Below are 18,140 nucleotides of genomic sequence, written 5' to 3'. Positions count from 1 at the left end.
GATCGAAGCGGGGACGCTCACCACGCTCACCATCACGGTCATCGCGACCGAACGGACGACCCTGGCCACGCTCACCACGCTCACGATCGAAACGAGGACGCTCACCACGCTCACCACCACGGTCATCGCGCCCGAACGGACGACCCTGGCCACGCTCACCACCACGGCCGAACGGACGACCCTGGCCACGCTCACCACCACGGTCATCGCGCCCGAACGGACGACCCTGGCCACGCTCACCACCACGGTCATCGCGCCCGAACGGACGACCCTGGCCACGCTCACCACGCTCACGATCGAAACGAGGACGCTCCCGGTCATCGCGATCGAAGGGACGGCGCTCACCTGCGTCCCGACCCGCGTCGTCCCGGTCGCGGTCGCGGAACCCGCGAGGACGCCCACCGGAGTTGCTGGTTCCGCGGAAGGGGCCACCGAAGCGCTCGGATCCCCGGCCGCTGTCGCCTCCTCGACGGGGTCCGCCGAATCCCCGTCCGTCGCGGCCGCGCCCGTTCTCCTCTGCCATGTGGCTCCTCTTTCACTATCGACTTATCCGCCGGAATCAACTCTCCAGCACAGCTCTGATCAAGTCTACGGGGTGCGGACCTCCGATTCCGGGGCGGAACGGGCAGGGGTGCTGCATCCCACACGGGCCCCGGTACTGCATCCCGCACACAGCCGGCCCTCCCGTCGAGGAGCTGGCGTCCGGCAGACGCTCGAGCACACCTGCCGGGCGCCAGGGGCTTGCGAGGTCCGGGCGGTGCGATCGCCCTGGTGATGCGGAGCGCCCTCGTTGCGGGCCGTGTCCCCCGGGCCGTGTCCCCGGGGCGCGTCCCCGGGGGCGTGTTGCGGGTGGTGGTTGGTTAAGTGGTGAGGACCCCCACCGTGTGGTGGGGGTCCTCGTGAATGGTTGTCCGGCGGTGTCCTACTCTCCCACACTCTCTCGGGTGCAGTACCATCGGCGCTGTGGGTCTTAGCTTCCGGGTTCGGAATGGGACCGGGCGTTTCCCCCACGCTATGACCGCCGTAACCCTGTGTCCCGTCCCCGCCGGTGGCGGGGTGGGAAGCGTGTGGGTCCGTGGTCGGACTGTATTCGGTTGTGGCGGCTCCCCCGGGGGGCGGGGGGTTTGTTGTCTGGGGACCGTAGAGTGGACGCGTGGCAGTGTTCTCTCCGCACCCCCGGGTGTGGGGGTGGTGTGTTGAGGTTGTCGGCCTATTAGTACCGGTCGGCTTCGCAAGTCTTCAGTCCTTGCTTCCACGTCCGGCCTATCAACCCAGTGGTCTGCTGGGGGCCTCTCGGACCAGAGGTCCATGGAAATCTCATCTTGAAGCGGGCTTCCCGCTTAGATGCTTTCAGCGGTTATCCCATCCGAACGTAGCCAACCAGCCGTGCACCTGGCGGTACAACTGGCACACCAGAGGTTCGTCCGTCCCGGTCCTCTCGTACTGAGGACAGCCCTTCTCAGATTTCCTGCGCGCGCAGCGGATAGGGACCGAACTGTCTCACGACGTTCTAAACCCAGCTCGCGTACCGCTTTAATGGGCGAACAGCCCAACCCTTGGGACCTACTCCAGCCCCAGGATGCGACGAGCCGACATCGAGGTGCCAAACCATGCCGTCGATATGGACTCTTGGGCAAGATCAGCCTGTTATCCCCGAGGTACCTTTTATCCGTTGAGCGACGGCCCTTCCACGAGGTGCCGCCGGATCACTAGTCCCGACTTTCGTCCCTGCTCGAGATGCCTCTCTCACAGTCAAGCCCCCTTGTGCACTTGCACTCGACACCTGGTTGCCGACCAGGCTGAGGGGACCTTTGGGCGCCTCCGTTACCCTTTGGGAGGCAACCGCCCCAGTTAAACTACCCATCAGGCACTGTCCCTGACCCGGATCACGGGCCGAGGTTAGATGTCCAAAGCGACCAGAGTGGTATTTCAACGATGACTCCACCCGGACTGGCGTCCGGGCTTCACAGTCTCCCACCTATCCTACACAAGCCGCTCCGAACACCAATACCAAACTATAGTGAAGGTCTCGGGGTCTTTCCGTCCTGCTGCGCGTAACGAGCATCTTTACTCGTAGTGCAATTTCGCCGAGTTCACGGTCGAGACAGCGGGGAAGTCGTTACTCCATTCGTGCAGGTCGGAACTTACCCGACAAGGAATTTCGCTACCTTAGGATGGTTATAGTTACCACCGCCGTTTACTGGGGCTTGAATTCTCCGCTTCGCTCCGAAGAGCTGACGGGTCCTCTTAACCTTCCAGCACCGGGCAGGAGTCAGTCCGTATACATCGTCTTGCGACTTCGCACGGACCTGTGTTTTTAGTAAACAGTCGCTTCCCCCTGGTCTCTGCGACCCCTACCCGCTCCCCGCAGCGCGTGCGGTTCACGGTTGGGGTCCCCCTTCTCCCGAAGTTACGGGGGCATTTTGCCGAGTTCCTTGACCGTGATTCTCTCGATCGCCTTGGTATTCTCTACCTGATCACCTGTGTCGGTTTGGGGTACGGGCGGCTGGGACCTCGCGTCGATGCTTTTCTCGGCAGCATAGGATCACCCGATCCCCCCGTGAGGGGGTCCCGTCAGATCTCAGGCTTCGTGCGCGGCGGATTTGCCTGCCGCGCGCCCTACATCCTTGGACCAGGTCTACCATCGCCTGGCCGGGCTGCCTTCCTGCGTCACACCTGTTAATACGCTTGCCTCGCAGCTCTGGGTCCCGCGCGCACCCCCCGGTGCAGGTCCCGAAGGACCCGCGGTGGGGGGGATTGGGCGGTCAGCATCGGCTGTCCGGCATGGGCGGTCCTTCGCCGGTACGGGAATATCAACCCGTTGTCCATCGACTACGCCTGTCGGCCTCGCCTTAGGTCCCGACTTACCCAGGGCAGATTAGCTTGACCCTGGAACCCTTGATCATCCGGCGGACGGGTTTCCCACCCGTCTTTCGCTACTCATGCCTGCATTCTCACTCGTGCGGCCTCCACCACTCGGTCACCCGGCGGCTTCGCTGCCCGCACGACGCTCCCCTACCCAGCCCCACCCCTGAACCACGAAGGCTAGGGTTCACGTGGGACTGCCACGGCTTCGGCGGTGTGCTTGAGCCCCGCTACATTGTCGGCGCGGAATCACTTGACCAGTGAGCTATTACGCACTCTTTCAAGGGTGGCTGCTTCTAAGCCAACCTCCTGGTTGTCTGGGCAACTCCACATCCTTTCCCACTTAGCACACGCTTGGGGGCCTTAGCCGGTGGTCTGGGCTGTTTCCCTCTCGACTACGAAGCTTATCCCCCGCAGTCTCACTGCTGCGCTCTCACTTGCCGGCATTCGGAGTTTGGCTGACGTCAGTAACCTTGTGGGGCCCATCGGCCATCCAGTAGCTCTACCTCCGGCAAGAAACACGCAACGCTGCACCTAAATGCATTTCGGGGAGAACCAGCTATCACGGAGTTTGATTGGCCTTTCACCCCTACCCACAGCTCATCCCCTCCATTTTCAACTGAAGTGGGTTCGGTCCTCCACGACGTCTTACCGTCGCTTCAACCTGGCCATGGGTAGATCACTCCGCTTCGGGTCTAGACCACGCCACTGAACGCCCTGTTCAGACTCGCTTTCGCTACGGCTCCCCCACACGGGTTAACCTCGCGACATGGCACTAACTCGCAGGCTCATTCTTCAAAAGGCACGCCATCACCGGTACAGCGCCCAAGGGCGCAGCCGGCTCTGACGGTTTGTAGGCGCACGGTTTCAGGTACTGTTTCACTCCCCTCCCGGGGTACTTTTCACCTTTCCCTCACGGTACTGGTCCGCTATCGGTCATCGGGTAGTATTCAGGCTTATCAGGTGGTCCTGACAGATTCGCACGGGATTCCTCGGGCCCCGTGCTACTTGGGGACATCCGCAAGGGCGGCAGACAAGCGTTACGGCTACGGGACTCACACCCTCTCCGGCCGGCCGTTCAAGACCGTTCGCCTACACTCCTGCACCACACCCCCGGCCACCGGCAGATGACCGAAGCAGAGCCCCACAACCCCCGACGCGCAACCCCTGCCGGGTATCACGCACGCCGGGTTTGGCCCCATCCGCGTTCGCTCGCCACTACTGACGGAATCACTGTTGTTTTCTCTTCCTGCGGGTACTGAGATGTTTCACTTCCCCGCGTTCCCCCCACACCGTCTATGCGTTCAACGGCAGGTCACCACACCACCTCTCGGCGCATGGCGGGGTTTCCCCATTCGGACACCCTGGGATCACAGTCCGGTTATCGACTCCCCCAGGCTTATCGCAGATTCCCACGTCCTTCATCGGCTCCCGATGCCAAGGCATCCACCGTGCGCCCTTGGAAACTTCAACACAGAAGAAAACCAAGGACACCCACACGGGGCGCCCTACAAATTCAATTCGGCAAAACAACACCGCGCCACCCCGCCCCGGCCCCGGGACACGCCCGGGAACAGGGACAAACGGCGACGCGGCAGAAGAAATTGCTAGATGCTCGCGTCCACTATACAGTTCTCAAACAACAAACCACTCGACCCGCACCACGGCGCGCGCACAGCGCACCGCAGCCCAGGAAGGCAGCCACCAGGGCTGTTGCCCCAGGACCCAACAGCGTGCCAAGGACCCCACCCCCACCCGGGCACCCCCGCGCTCTCCAGCCCACCCCGACAAGGCCGGGGAGGGCGTACTGGCGCACAGGGCACACCGTGCAGGGCACGGGCCACGAATCCGTTGACGTTCCACCCATGAGCACCCACCGGAAGACATGCGCTCCCGCAGCGGGCATTCACCTGGCACCGGACGCACCGGCCTGTGCAGGCCGGCACCCCAGATGCGAGGGGCTCCTTAGAAAGGAGGTGATCCAGCCGCACCTTCCGGTACGGCTACCTTGTTACGACTTAGTCCCAATCGCCAGTCCCACCTTCGACGGCTCCCTCCCACAAGGGGTTGGGCCACCGGCTTCGGGTGTTACCGACTTTCGTGACTTGACGGGCGGTGTGTACAAGGCCCGGGAACGTATTCACCGCAGCGTTGCTGATCTGCGATTACTAGCGACTCCGACTTCATGGGGTCGAGTTGCAGACCCCAATCCGAACTGAGACCGGCTTTCTGGGATTGGCTCCACCTCACAGTATCGCAACCCTTTGTACCGGCCATTGTAGCATGCGTGAAGCCCAAGACATAAGGGGCATGATGATTTGACGTCGTCCCCACCTTCCTCCGAGTTGACCCCGGCAGTCTCCCATGAGTCCCCACCCGAAGTGCTGGCAACATGGAACGAGGGTTGCGCTCGTTGCGGGACTTAACCCAACATCTCACGACACGAGCTGACGACAACCATGCACCACCTGTGAACCGGCCCCGAAGGGAAGCCCCATCTCTGGGACGGTCCGGCACATGTCAAGCCTTGGTAAGGTTCTTCGCGTTGCATCGAATTAATCCGCATGCTCCGCCGCTTGTGCGGGCCCCCGTCAATTCCTTTGAGTTTTAGCCTTGCGGCCGTACTCCCCAGGCGGGGCACTTAATGCGTTAGCTGCGGCGCAGAAACCGTGGAATGGCCCCCACACCTAGTGCCCAACGTTTACGGCATGGACTACCAGGGTATCTAATCCTGTTCGCTCCCCATGCTTTCGCTCCTCAGCGTCAGTTACAGCCCAGAGACCTGCCTTCGCCATCGGTGTTCCTCCTGATATCTGCGCATTTCACCGCTACACCAGGAATTCCAGTCTCCCCTACTGCACTCCAGCCTGCCCGTACCCACTGCAGACCCGGGGTTGAGCCCCGGGCTTTCACAGCAGACGCGACAAGCCGCCTACGAGCTCTTTACGCCCAATAATTCCGGATAACGCTCGCGCCCTACGTATTACCGCGGCTGCTGGCACGTAGTTAGCCGGCGCTTCTTCTGCAGGTACCGTCACTTGCGCTTCTTCCCTACTGAAAGGGGTTTACAACCCGAAGGCCGTCATCCCCCACGCGGCGTCGCTGCATCAGGCTTCCGCCCATTGTGCAATATTCCCCACTGCTGCCTCCCGTAGGAGTCTGGGCCGTGTCTCAGTCCCAGTGTGGCCGGTCACCCTCTCAGGCCGGCTACCCGTCGTCGCCTTGGTAGGCCATCACCCCACCAACAAGCTGATAGGCCGCGAGCCCATCCAAGACCGCACAAGGCTTTCCACCCCCCACCATGCGATGAGGAGTACTATCCGGTATTAGACCCAGTTTCCCAGGCTTATCCCAGAGTCAAGGGCAGGTTGCTCACGTGTTACTCACCCGTTCGCCACTAATCCACCCCCGAAAGGGCTTCATCGTTCGACTTGCATGTGTTAAGCACGCCGCCAGCGTTCATCCTGAGCCAGGATCAAACTCTCCGTCAAAAAAACAGAAACCAGCCGGACAGACGGGAAAACGCCCACCCCGGCCAGCAAATCCAAAACTGGCAAAAACAAGACGACCACACCCACGGGGGTGGGCAGGCCGCCCAATGTATCAACCAAAAAAATGGCATCAACGAACTTGGCACACTATTGAGTTCTCAAACAACAGACCGCTTCGGGTAATTCTCACCGGCCATTCCGGCCCGATCGCCTCCCCGAGGCACGTCCATCAACTTTATCGGAATCCATTCTCCGGGGCAAATCCGCGTTTCGGCTGAATTCGCATCGGAAAACCGCTTCGCGGCCGCCAGAAGGCGCAGCACGCTGCAGCCTCGGTGGCTTCGTTGAAGGGATTTTCGCCGCCGTGCTGGGCTCCCGATCTCTCGGGCCCGCCGTGGCGACTCGGAAAACATTACCGGGGTGCGCGCGCCCGGGCAAATCCACGGGATGTGCCCTTGGCCACAGGGCAGGTGCGCTTGGATTCCCTAGGCAAGGCAGGCGCCCCCTGGCCCTGCGGAGGGAAGGCAGTCACGGCAGAATTACCCCCGGGGGGTACTTGACCGATACCCCCCGCGGGTATACGTTGCTGCCATGGACCACACGAACCCGGACACCGCGACAGTCCACGGCGACGGCCCGGACGCGCCCCTCTACGGCTACACCGGCCAGAAGGACGCGTACCTCCGGCGCCTCAAGCGGATCGAGGGCCAGGTCCGCGGGATCGCGCGGATGGTGGAAGAGGACAAGTACTGCATCGACATCCTCACGCAGGTGTCCGCAGTGACGAAGGCCCTCCACGCCGTGAGCCTCGGCCTGGTCGAGGAGCACATCGGCCACTGCGTGATCGGCGCGGCAGGCGAGCCGGACCCGGACAAGCGCGCCGCCGAGATCGACTCGAAGGTGAAGGAGGCCGCCGATGCCATCGGACGCCTGCTGCGGTAGCAACAGCCCCGCCCACTCCCCAAGCGCCACGGCGCGCGCGAGCTGCTGCTCGCCGTCGGGCGCTGCCGAATTCATCCCCCTGGCGAGCGTGACCGCTGGCCCGCGGGGTACCACCCCACCCACCGACCTCACCATCAGGAGCAAGGACATGACCACCTTCACCACCACCGTGCACGTCGACGGCATGACCTGCGGCCACTGCGTCAGCTCCGTCACGGAGGAGATCGAGGCGATCGAAGGCGTCGAGGGCGTCTCGGTGGCCCTCAGGGCCGGCGGCGTCTCCGAGGTGACCATCAGCTCCACCCGCAGGATCAAGCACGAGGCGATCAGCGAGGCAGTGGCCGAGGCCGGCTACCTCCTGGTGGCCAACGACGCCTGACCCATGGCGGGCCAGACAGTCCCCGACGCCGGGCTCGGCGTCCCCGAGGCACGCGTCGTGGAGCTCGACATCCAGGGCATGACGTGCGCCTCGTGCGTCAACCGCGTGGAGCGGAAGCTGGGCAAGATCGAGGGCGTCCGCGCCAGCGTCAACCTCCCGCTCGAGTCGGCCCGGGTCGAGGTCCCCGTGGGGGTCACCGACGAGCGGCTGCTCGAGACGGTCGCCGCCGCCGGCTACACCGCCAGCATCAGGCACGACGCCGGGGCCGCCCCCCGGGTGCGGGCACGCGCCCAGGTGCCGGGCGGCGTCGTGCGCGCCAGCGGCACCCAGTCCGAGGCGGGCCAGGCCCAGCCAGACGAGACCCAGCCGGGCCAGAACCAGCCGGGCCAGAACCAGCCGGGCCAGCCCGAGAGCGCGGCCCCGGAAACCGAGCGGCCGGCCCCCCGCATCCCCGCCTACGCGGGCCTGCTCCCCCGGCTCACGGTGGCGGCGGCGTTCACGGTCCCGGTCGCGCTCATTTCGATGGCGCCCGCCGCGCAGTTCGCGCACTGGGGCTGGTGGGCCGCCGCGCTTGCGCTGCCCGTGGTGACGTGGTCCGCGTGGCCGTTCCACCGCGCGGCGGCCATCAACGCGCGCCACCTCGGCTCCACGATGGACACGCTCGTCTCGATCGGCGTCTCCGCGGCCTACCTGTACTCGGTGGTTCAGCTCGCGCTCGAGCCGCGCATGACCGAGCACCCCGGCATGGAGATGTCCTCCGGCGGGCTGTACTTCGAGGTCGCCGCCGTGGTCACGACCTTCCTCCTCCTGGGCCGCTGGCTCGAGGCGAGGGCCAAGTCCCGCGCCGGGGACGCGCTCCGCGCGCTCCTGGACCGGGGCGCCAAGCGCGCCACCGTGCTGCGCGGCGGCGCCGAGGCACAGGTCCCGGCCGAGGAGCTCGTTCCCGGGGACCTGTTCGTGGTGCGGCCCGGCGAGACCGTGGCGACCGACGGCGTGGTCCGCGACGGCGCCTCCGCCGTGGACACCTCGCTCATCACGGGCGAGTCGGTCCCGGTCGAGGTGGGCCCGGGCGATCCCGTCACGGGCGCGACCGTGAACACGTCCGGCCGGCTGGTGGTCGAGGCGACCCGCGTGGGCTCCGAGACGACCCTGGCCGCGATGGCCAGGCTCGTGTCCGAGGCGCAGACGGGCAAGGCGCCGATCGCGCGCCTCGCGGACCGGATCAGCGCGGTGTTCGTGCCCGTCGTCCTCGTGATCGCGGCCCTCACCTTCGCGGCGTGGCTCGCGTTCGGCGGGGACCTCGCGGGGGCGTTCACCGCCTCGGTGGCCGTGCTCGTCATCGCGTGCCCGTGCGCCCTGGGGCTCGCGACGCCGGTGGGGCTCCTCGCGGGCAGCGGGCGCGGCTCCCAGCTGGGGATCCTCATCCGCGGGCCGCAGGTCCTCGAGGACACGCGCGCCGTGGACACGATCGTGCTGGACAAGACGGGCACGGTCACGACGGGCCGGCTCGCCTTGGACTCGGTGGACGCCTTCGAAGGGTGGTCCGAGGACGAGGTCCTGCTGCTCGCCGGCGCGGTCGAGGCCGCGAGCGAGCACCCCCTCGCGGCGGCCATCGCGGCCGCGGCGCGGGCCCGGGCAGGCTCCGGGGCGCACGACGGCGCCGGGCTGCCGGACGTCGTCGGCTTCCGCTCCGCGCCGGGCGGCGGGGTGGAGGGGACGGTCGGCGGGCGGGAGGTGCTCGTGGGCCGGGCGGACTGGCTCGCCTCCCGCGGCGCCGCCCCGGACGCGGGGCAGGCGGCGCGGCTCGCCGAGCGCGAGGAGGGCGGCGCGACCGCGGTGTGGGTCGTCGTCGACCGCGCCATCGCCGGGATCCTGAGCCTGCGCGACACCGTGAAGCCGAGCTCGGCGGCCGGCATCGCGCGGCTCAGGGCGCTCGGGCTGCGGCCCGTGCTGCTCACCGGCGACAACGCGGCGGTCGCCGCACGGGTGGCCGCGGAGGTCGGGATCGCTCCCGGCGACGTGTTCGCGGGCGTGCGGCCCGAGGGGAAGGTCGACGCCGTCAAGCGCCTCCAGGCCTCCGGCTCGCGGGTGGCGATGGCCGGCGACGGCGTCAACGACGCCCCGGCGCTCGCGCAGGCGGACCTCGGGATCGCGATGGGGTCAGGGACTGACGTGGCGCGCGAGGCGGCCGAGCTCACCGTGATGGGCGACGACCTGGGGCAGGTCGCGACCGCGATCGAGCTGTCCCGGAAGACGCTCTCGATCATCAAGGCGAACCTGTTCTGGGCGTTCTTCTACAACGCCGTGGGGATTCCGGTGGCGGCCCTGGGCCTGCTCAACCCGATGATCGCGGGGGCGGCGATGGCGGCGAGCTCGGTGCTCGTGGTGACCAACTCGCTGCGCCTCACGCGCTTCCACCGCTGACCCCGGCCCCGCGCTCTCCCCGTTCCCCCGTTGGCACATGCGTCCATGCTAGGCGCGGCGGCCGACGCCGGGGAGTCCCCCGGGTGCCCCGCCCGGCGTTGCACTGGCCGGTGCTGGATCGGCCTCCTCGGGCACGGCGGGGAGCGCCTCGGGCGCAACGGGTGCCGCCGGGTGCATTGGGCCGGCCCCCGCGCGCGGCTCGTCGAAGCGGACCATGACGACGCCGGCCACGATGAGCGCGCCGCCGATCCCCTGGACCGGCCCGGGGACGTCCCCGATCATGATCCACGAGGCGATGACGGCGAAGAGCACCTCGGTGAGCGAGACGAAGCTCGCGAGCTTGGAGCCGAGCCGCTGCGTGCCCACGATCCCGAGCAGGTACGCGACCACAGCCGAGACGAGCGTGATCCCGAGGACCGGGACGAGCCAGCTGGTCTCGGTGCCGAGGAGGTCCACGCTCCCGAACGTCGCCTCGACGGGGAGCACGCCCACCGCGGCGAGCACGCCGATCGTCACGGAGCCGAACACCATGCCGCCGGCGACGGTCACGACGGGCGGCAGGACGCCGTCGGACTTCGCGGAGAGCACGAAGTACACCGCGAGGCACACAGCCGCGGCCACGCCCCACGCGACGCCCACGGGGTCGACGCGCTGCGCGCCCAGGACGTCCAGGACGAGTGCGAGGCCGAGCATCGCCACCACGGTGCCGCCGACCGTGAGCCGGCCGGGGCGGCGGCGCGTGCGCAGCCAGGCCCAGCCGACGAGGATGATCGGCGCGAGGTACTCGAGCATGAGGGCCACGGGCGGGCTCATGCGCGCCACGGCGTTGAAGTAGAAGAACTGGCACAGCGCGATCGCCACCGACCCGTACGCGGCCATGAGCCCGAGCCCGCCGCGCAGCCGGGACCACTGCCCGCGCATCGTCCACGCGGCCGGGATGACGAGGATGAGCGCCGCGAGCCCGATCCGGGCACCGACAACTGCGCCCGAGCTCCAGCCGGCCTCGAGGAGGGACTTCCCGAGCGGGCCCGAGATGCCGAAGGTCGCCGCGGACAGCAGCGCGAAGACGATTCCGGACGTAGTGCGGTTCGCGGACAGGGCGCGGAGCGTGGACATCACAGGGCACCTCCCGAGGGCTCGATCAGGGATATGTCATGGGCAAAAAGCTGTATGGTAATGACAGTAGACCTGCCCTCCGTAAGGAGTCAACATGATCTTCGCCCCTGACACCGAGGTGGCGCTGCGCAGCGTCGTCAACCTCGTCAACACGCTCGACCCGGACGGCGGCGAGAAGCTCGCCACGCGCGCCGACCTGGACGAGTTCCTCGCGCGGGAGCGCTTCACGGGCTCCAGGACGCACGACGACGGCGAGCTGGCCTCGGTGCGCACGCTGCGGTCGCGCCTGCGCACCCTGTGGGACGCGACCGAGGACGAGGCGGTGGACCTCGTGAACGCGATCCTGCGGGAGTCCCGCGCGCTCCCCCAGCTTGTCAAGCACGACGAGTGGGACTGGCACCTGCACGCCACGAGTCCGGAGGCGCCGCTCGCGGACCGCGTGGGCACCGAGGCTGCCATGGCCGTGGTGGACGTGATCCGCTCAGGCGAGCTCGAGCGGCTGCGCGTGTGCGCGGCCGAGGACTGCGAGGCGGTGCTGATCGACCTCAGCAAGAACCGCTCGAAGCGGTACTGCGACACGGGGAACTGTGCCAACCGGGCGCACGTGCGGGCCTACCGGGAGCGCAAGGCGGCAAGCTGAGCCAGGGGCTCAGCAGGGTGCGGGCTCAGCAGAGTGCGGGCTCAGCAGGGTGCGCTGGACCGGGCGACAATCAGGCCGCGCGCGAGCCGACGCCGGTGCGGGACTCAGGAGTCGGCGTCGTCCGCGTCGGTGCCGCGGCCTGAACCGGTGCCGCCGGCGTCCGGGCCGCCCGGCTGGTCGCGGTCCGCGGAGCGCAGGTTCACGCCGGAGCCCTGGCCGAGGTGCTCGGCGTTCTCCTTGTAGCTCATGGAGAGCATCGCGGCCACCACGAGGCACACGATGAACGCGATGCCGGCGCCGCTGAACGCGAGGTCGAAACGCGGGGTCTTCGCGGAGCCGCCCGAGGAGAAGACGAGGACCGCGAAGAAGGCGACAACGGCGAAGAACGCCGAGAACAGGAGCGGGCCCTTGATCCCGACGCGGGGGCCGCGCTGCGGCTGAGACATGGGCCCTCCTGGAGCTGGCCGGGTGGTGGAGATGTTCTACGCGCAGTAGAACCGGTATCGATTCTAGGCCACGCCCGTCCGGGGGGCGGAATCGTGCCGGAGGCTCAGGCCGGCCACGGCGAGCAGGACGCCCGTGAGGATCGCGGCGCCGCCGGCCACTCCGAGCAGGGCGTGCGCACCGAGCGGGGCGAAGAACGGCACGAGCCCCGCGGCGCCGAGGTGCACGACGCCGGTGATCACCGCATCGCGCGCGAGCGGGCTCATGCGCCGGCCGGCAAGGCCGCGGTAGAGGTCCGAGGCGCCGGTGAGCGCGAAGGCCGCCGCCGCCCCGACCGCCACACCGGTGACGTGCGGGAGCGTGCCGAGCGCGAGGCCGATCGCGGCCGCGAGCCCGAAGGCCGCGGAGGCGATGGACCGCGCTGCGGGTGCCGGCCGCGCGGACGGGTCCGCCCATCGGCCCTCTTCCCTGAGCTGCCACGCCTGTGCCGCGGCGAGCCCCACGAAGTAGCCGGCGAGGAGCCATGCCGCCGCGGACGCGGTGGGCTGGCCCCAGAAGACGGTCACGGCGCCGAACGCGATCGCGACCGCGGAGCGCAGCAGGACGGGGCGGAAGACTCTCGCCGTAGCGGTCACGGGGGTGTCAGGCACGCTCCAAGTGTAGTCAGCCTGCGCTCAGCCGGCGCCGAGGACCATCCATGCGTCCGAGCGGGCCCGCACGCCCAGGGTCACGGCCCGGGCCAGCATGTACCCGCCGGCGAAGGCCGCCCACAGCCACGCGAGCCCGGCCGGGCCGGCCGCCCCGGAGAGGCCCACAGCTACGAGGAGCGGGCCGTAGACCGCCAGGTTGAGCAGGCCTGCGAGGGCCAGGTACCGGGCATCGCCCGCCCCGATGAGCACGCCGTCCAGGACGAAGACGTAGCCGCTGAGCGGCTGGCTGGCCGCGAGCACGAGGAGCGCGGGGACGAGCGCGGCGTGCACCCCACGGTCCGTGGTGAACGCCCATCCCGCCCACGGGGCCACCGCGGCCAGGAGCGCGCCGGTCACGGCCCCGAGGCCGAGGGACCAGCGCACCATGGTGCCGGTGAGCTCCCGGGCGCGCTCCGGACGGCCCGCGCCGAGCTCCTTCCCGATGAGCGCCTGGGCCGCGATGGCGAGGGCGTCCAAGGCGAACGCGAGGAAGGCGAAGACCGTCATGGCGATCTGGTGTGCGGCCAGGTTCTCCGAGCCCTGGGCCGTGGCGACCACGGCCGCGGCGAGGATCGCAGCGCGCAGCGTGAGGGTGCGGAGCATGAGCCAGCCGCCCACGTGGGCCGCGCTCAGGACGCCCCGCGCGGTCGGGGCGAAGCCCACGCCCTCGTGGCGCATGCGCCGCGCCACGATCCACACGTACACGCCGGCCATGCCGAGCTGGGCCACGCTCGTGCCGATCGCCGAGCCGGCCACGCCCCAGCCGAACCCGTAGACGAAGAGCAGGCTCAGGCCGATGTTCGCGCTGAAGCCCACGGTCGCGACCACGAGCGGGGTCCTTGTGTCCTGGAGCCCGCGCAGCGCCCCCGTCCCGGCGAACACGAGGAGCATCCCGACGAGGCCCGGCATGGACCACACGAGGTAGTCCACCGCGTGGGACTGCACGCCGGGAGACGCCCCGAAGGCGGCGACCACCGCGGGCGCCGCCGCCCAGCCGAGCGCCGCGAGCGCGAGCCCGAGCGCGAAGGCCAGCCACACGCCGTCGCGCGCCGCCGCCATGGCGTGGCCCATCCGGCCCGCGCCGAGGAACCGCGCGACCGCCGGCGCCGTCCCGTAGGCGAGGAAGACCATGAGGCCCACAGCCGTCTGCAGGACCGTCGTTGCGAGGCCCAGGCCCGCCAGCTGCTCCACACCGAGGTGCCCCACGATCGCCGAGTCGGCGAGGAGGAAGAGCGGCTCGGCGATGAGCGCGAAGAACGCGGGAACAGCGAGGCGCAGGATCTCGCGGGCCGTCGCCGAGTCGTGCCCGGCGACGCCGCGGCCCGGCCCGCCCGGGCGGGCGCCGAGGAGGGATCTGATCACGCGACCACCCTACGCGCGCCCAGAGGGGTCTGCCGTGGGCTGCCTTCGGTGCCGGCAGCCGTCAGGATCGGCGCAACTCGGCACGATCTACCCTCCCGAGTCGTGCCGATCGCGACGGACAGGCCATGCCCCGCGCACTCGAGGAAGATCCCCCGCCTCGACGACCTGCCGGTGTGGAGCATCTGGTGCCTGCGCAGGCGGGCGGGGCACCGGAGGAAGGGGGTTGCCGGGGCGCTCCTCGAGGGGGCCGCGGAGTCCGCGCGCTCTCGCGGCGCGCCCGTGGTCGAGGGCTATCCCGCGGACAACAGGGGCGAGCGCGTGGACCTCACCATGGCCTACGTGGGGGCCAGGGCCATGTTCGAGAAGGCCGGCTTCACGAAGGCCGCGGACACGGACTCCGTCTCCGGGGGTTTCCCCCGGGTGCTCATGCGGCTCGACCTCCGGTGAGCAATAGGACACCATCTGTCCGATTGGAGGAGTAGCTTTTCGGGCATGGCTATCGCACGCTACCCCGTCACCGTCCTCGACTGTCCTGATCCCGCCGCCCTCGCCTCGTTCTACGCGGCGCTGCTCGGCTGGACGGTGGAGGAGACCTCGGCCGAGTGGGCCTCGATCCGCGCCGGCAACGGCCAGTCCCTCGCCTTCCAGGGCGTCCAGGGCTACCGGGCCCCGGAATGGCCCGGGCAGGAGGTTCCGCAGCAGCTCCACCTCGACGTCACGGTGGACGACCTGGACGAGGCCGAGCTCGCGGTCGTCGATCTCGGAGCGACCAAGCACGGAAACCAGCCGGGCACCACCTTCAGGGTCTTCCTCGACCCGGCGGGGCACCCGTTCTGCCTGTGCCTGCCCTGAGGCGGCCAGGCCTGCCCTGACAGGCCCTACGGTCGGGCAGTCCTAGAACCCGCCACCCTCGCCGCCTGCGTCCGCCGCCATGTTCGCGAACCGCGAGTAGTGGCCCTGGAAGGCCACGACGATGTCCTTGGTCGGGCCATTGCGGTGCTTGGCCACGAGGATGTCCGCCTCGCCAGCGCGGGGCGACTCCTTGTTGTAGACGTCCTCGCGGTGGAGCAGGATCACCATGTCCGCGTCCTGCTCGATCGAGTTGTGGACGGCAATGCCGTTTGCGATGAAGTTGTGGCAGCCGAGCACGGTGGCGTCGTAGACCTCTTCCTCGCCATCGGGCTCGATGCTGACGATGGAGTCCCAGAACAGATCGTTGAGCGCCTGGATCTCGAGATCGGCTGATCCCAGGATCTCAGCTACGCGCGACAGCCGCTCACGAGACGGAGCCGACTTGAACAGTGACGATCCGCAGTAGGCCGTGCCGAGGGCGTCCTGGAACGCCCGGTGGCTCATCCCGGTCTCGGCCAGGGTGTTCCGCACGTCGTCCCAGACCGTCCGGGGGACGGTGTCCACATTCGTGTTGGCTGTTGTGGCGCGGACGATCTCGAGGAGCCGCTGCGCATTGATGTCCCTCTCCCCGCAGACGCCGATCTCCTGGAGGAAGCGGCGCTGGTCGTCGGCCCCTGAAACGTCGAGGGTGTAGCCGGGCCGATAGGCGCCCTTGGGCGTGGTCGTCCTGATGCGCCCGGTGATGCCGAAGCGGAGCAGGAGGCGGGCGATGTCGTCCAGCAGCCTCCGCGACGTGGACGCGTAGTACACGCGGCCCGCCGTGCCCGCCTTGTTGACCGTGACCGAACCGTCGGTGGCCCAGAGGTTGCGGAGGAACAGGGCGATCTGCTGCTTGGGAAGCGCGAACACGGCCTCCGGAACGAACTTCTCGTGGCTTCGCGCGCCGAACAGCCCCAGGGCGTCGAGCCACGCCGCGATCGGGTTGCGCCTGCCGTGCGTCAGGCGGAAGGGCGCGGGGAGCCGCACCGTCGTGCAGCGGGCCACGGCGTAGTCGTCGCGGACTGCCGTGATCCCGAAGTATTCCGCCGCCTTCGTCACTGCGAGGACATTCGCCTCGTCCTTCGTCGCATAGCGGATGGGCTGCCTCCGCACGAAGGAACCGTCGCCGATGAGATGGGCCAGCATGACAACCTGGCGATCGTCCCATTCCGTGCGCTGGGAGGGCCCGTTGACGTGGCGGGGGACGCCCAGCCTGTCTCCCGCGGAGAGGCTTCCGAGCGGGCGCCATCCCTCATAGGTGAAGAAGGGGTGGTTCGCTGTGGCCCGGACAGTGCGGCCCGATGCGAGCCGGACCTTGAACACAGGCTTGACGCCCGTGGAGAACACGTGCGTGAGGTGGCGTTCAACGTATCGGAGGCTCTCGTCGAGCGCCCAGACGGGGACATCCTTGGCGCCGGCCGCGAAGAGTTCGCCCAGTGTCGTCTCCGCTCCCGTGTCAGAACGAAGCACCCGCGTGTCCGCGGTCAGACAGCCCGACTCGCGGAGGTCCGAGACCATGGGCCGCTTGTCCTGGCGCTGCTCGGAACCACGGTTGAGCTGGGAGAGCGCGATCACCGGGACCTGGAGCTCCTTGGCCAGGAGCTTGAGCGCACGGGAGAACTCGGAGACCTCCTGCTGGCGGCTCTCGACCTTCTTGCCGCTGGTCATGAGCTGGAGGTAGTCGAGCACCACGAGCTTGAGGTCGTGCTGCTGCTTGAGCCGGCGGCACTTGGCCCGGATCTCCATGAGGGACATGTTCGGCGAGTCATCGATGAAGAGAGGCGACTCGTTGAGCGGGCCGAGCACGGAGGCGATCTTGGACCACTGCTCGTCGCGGAGCGTGCCGCGGCGCAGGTCCTGGAGCTGGATGGATGCCTCGGCACTCATGAGGCGCATGGCGATCTCGTTCCGGCCCATCTCGAGAGAGAAGAAGACGGTGGCCATCTTGTGCTTGATCGCCGCCGAGCGCGCGAAGTCGAGGGCGAAGGTGGACTTTCCGACAGCCGGTCGGGCCGCGATGACGATCATCTGGCCGGGGTGCAGTCCGTGCGTGAGCTCGTCAAGCTCGTAGAAGCCGGTGGGGACGCCCGTCATGCCGCCGCCGCGGTGGCCTGCTGCCTCGATCTCGTCCATGGCGCCCTCCATGACCTGGGAGAGCGGGACGTAGTCTTCAGCGGTGCGGCGCTCGGCGACGGCGTAGACCTCGGCCTGCGCCTGGTTGACGAGGTCCTCGACCTCGCCGTCCTGCCCGTAGCCGAGCTGGACGATCTTGGTGCCGGCGCCCACGAGGCGGCGCAGGACGGCGCGTTCGGCGACGATCTCGGCGTAGTAGCCGGCGTTGGCCGCGGTGGGGACGGACTGGATGAGCTCGTGGAGGTAGGCCGGCCCGCCCACGCGGTTGATCTCGCCCCGCTTGGTCAGCTCGTCGGAGACGGTCACGGCGTCGGCGGGCTCGCCCCGGCCGTAGAGGTCGATGACGGCCTCATAGATGGCCTCGTGCGCCGGCCGGTAGAAGTCCTGCCCGCGCAGGACCTCGACGACGTCCGCGATGGCGTCCTTCGAGAGCATCATGCCGCCGAGCACGGACTGCTCGGCCGCGATGTCCTGGGGCGGCGTGCGGGCCGCGTCCGGGTCGCGGAAGGAAGGAGCGGATTCGACGGGGGAAGCGGACACCGGCAGCACCTCGGACACTAGCTCACGACCCGGGAGCGTGCTCGCGGATCACGCGGGCGCTTCGCCTCCGGAAGATTCTGGGCAACCGTAGCCCCTCCTCACGACACTCCTGAAGCCCGCTGTCCACCCGCCCTGTGGACAACGTGTGGAATAGGGCCCCTGAGATGTTCGGAAGTCTGTGGATAACTGTGGAAAACTCTTCGCAGACTTCTAAAATGCGCCTC

General features: G+C 68.3%; 11 protein-coding genes, 3 rRNA genes and 1 pseudogene. 6 read left to right on the top strand and 9 right to left on the bottom strand.

Annotation, left to right across the window (positions count from 1 at the left end):
• The 4 genes from ABCQ75_RS13660 to ABCQ75_RS13645 form a co-directional block, all read right to left on the bottom strand.
• Window positions 1–402: hypothetical protein (locus ABCQ75_RS13660; protein ID WP_345886019.1), on the bottom strand; the 402-nt coding region annotated here is incomplete at its 3' end.
• Window positions 403–909: 507 nt separating this feature from the next.
• A 5S ribosomal RNA gene (gene rrf, locus ABCQ75_RS13655) occupies window positions 910–1,026 on the bottom strand.
• A 167-nt stretch (window positions 1,027–1,193) separates the two neighbouring features.
• A 23S ribosomal RNA gene (locus ABCQ75_RS13650) occupies window positions 1,194–4,338 on the bottom strand.
• Between the two features lie 496 nt (window positions 4,339–4,834).
• Window positions 4,835–6,356 (bottom strand): 16S ribosomal RNA (locus ABCQ75_RS13645).
• Together the 16S, 23S and 5S rRNA genes form the textbook arrangement of a ribosomal RNA operon.
• 591 nt (window positions 6,357–6,947) lie before the next feature.
• Between ABCQ75_RS13645 and ABCQ75_RS13640 the strand changes: the two genes are divergently transcribed.
• The 3 genes from ABCQ75_RS13640 to ABCQ75_RS13630 all read left to right on the top strand — a co-directional run bounded on the left by ABCQ75_RS13640 (window position 6,948) and on the right by ABCQ75_RS13630 (window position 10,101).
• Complete coding sequence (locus ABCQ75_RS13640; RefSeq protein WP_345886018.1) at window positions 6,948–7,298, top strand: metal-sensitive transcriptional regulator; 351 nt, start codon at window positions 6,948–6,950, stop codon at window positions 7,296–7,298.
• Between the two features lie 148 nt (window positions 7,299–7,446).
• Window positions 7,447–7,677 (top strand): heavy-metal-associated domain-containing protein, encoded by a 231-nt coding sequence (locus ABCQ75_RS13635; RefSeq protein WP_345886017.1) that lies wholly within the window; start codon window positions 7,447–7,449, stop codon window positions 7,675–7,677.
• Window positions 7,678–7,680: 3 nt separating this feature from the next.
• Window positions 7,681–10,101, top strand: a complete 2,421-nt coding sequence (locus ABCQ75_RS13630) for a heavy metal translocating P-type ATPase (RefSeq protein ID WP_345886016.1) — start codon at window positions 7,681–7,683, stop codon at window positions 10,099–10,101.
• 48 nt (window positions 10,102–10,149) lie between these two features.
• Here ABCQ75_RS13630 and ABCQ75_RS13625 read toward each other — a convergent pair whose 3' ends face one another.
• Window positions 10,150–11,217, bottom strand: a complete 1,068-nt coding sequence (locus ABCQ75_RS13625) for an EamA family transporter (RefSeq protein ID WP_345886015.1) — start codon at window positions 11,215–11,217, stop codon at window positions 10,150–10,152.
• Between the two features lie 94 nt (window positions 11,218–11,311).
• On the opposite strand from ABCQ75_RS13625, the gene ABCQ75_RS13620 reads away from it, so the two are divergent.
• Entirely contained in the window at window positions 11,312–11,857 is a 546-nt protein-coding gene (locus ABCQ75_RS13620; protein WP_345886013.1) for a CGNR zinc finger domain-containing protein, read from the top strand.
• A gap of 104 nt (window positions 11,858–11,961) precedes the next feature.
• Here the strand turns inward: ABCQ75_RS13620 and ABCQ75_RS13615 are convergent, their stop codons facing one another.
• The 3 genes from ABCQ75_RS13615 to ABCQ75_RS13605 all read right to left on the bottom strand — a co-directional run bounded on the left by ABCQ75_RS13615 (window position 11,962) and on the right by ABCQ75_RS13605 (window position 14,271).
• A complete protein-coding gene (locus ABCQ75_RS13615; RefSeq protein ID WP_345886012.1) occupies window positions 11,962–12,303 on the bottom strand; it encodes a hypothetical protein in 342 nt (113 codons plus the stop codon).
• Window positions 12,304–12,366: 63 nt separating this feature from the next.
• The gene (locus ABCQ75_RS13610; RefSeq protein WP_345886010.1) at window positions 12,367–12,951 is read right to left on the bottom strand and encodes a hypothetical protein; all 585 of its coding nucleotides are present in this window, start codon (window positions 12,949–12,951) and stop codon (window positions 12,367–12,369) included.
• Between the two features lie 24 nt (window positions 12,952–12,975).
• The gene (locus ABCQ75_RS13605) at window positions 12,976–14,271 is read right to left on the bottom strand and encodes an MATE family efflux transporter (RefSeq protein ID WP_345886025.1); all 1,296 of its coding nucleotides are present in this window, start codon (window positions 14,269–14,271) and stop codon (window positions 12,976–12,978) included.
• Window positions 14,272–14,484: 213 nt separating this feature from the next.
• Here ABCQ75_RS13605 and ABCQ75_RS13600 point away from each other — a divergent pair.
• Together ABCQ75_RS13600 and ABCQ75_RS13595 are read left to right on the top strand one after the other, a co-directional pair.
• Window positions 14,485–14,799 (top strand): annotated as a pseudogene (locus tag ABCQ75_RS13600) (GNAT family N-acetyltransferase); the annotation flags it as partial.
• Window positions 14,800–14,844: 45 nt separating this feature from the next.
• On the top strand, window positions 14,845–15,204 hold the full coding sequence (locus tag ABCQ75_RS13595) for a VOC family protein (protein WP_345886008.1): 360 nt from the start codon (window positions 14,845–14,847) through the stop codon (window positions 15,202–15,204).
• 42 nt (window positions 15,205–15,246) lie between these two features.
• Here the strand turns inward: ABCQ75_RS13595 and ABCQ75_RS13590 are convergent, their stop codons facing one another.
• Window positions 15,247–17,916, bottom strand: coding sequence for a replicative DNA helicase (locus tag ABCQ75_RS13590; protein WP_345886006.1), 2,670 nt, complete (start codon window positions 17,914–17,916; stop codon window positions 15,247–15,249).
• Window positions 17,917–18,140: the final 224 nt, after the last annotated feature.

This window comes from Sinomonas halotolerans, from assembly GCF_039615075.1.
Taxonomy (GTDB): domain Bacteria; phylum Actinomycetota; class Actinomycetes; order Actinomycetales; family Micrococcaceae; genus Sinomonas; species Sinomonas halotolerans.
The sequence above is the reverse complement of the archived record's forward strand: the minus strand, read 5'-3'. Positions and strand labels throughout refer to the sequence as shown.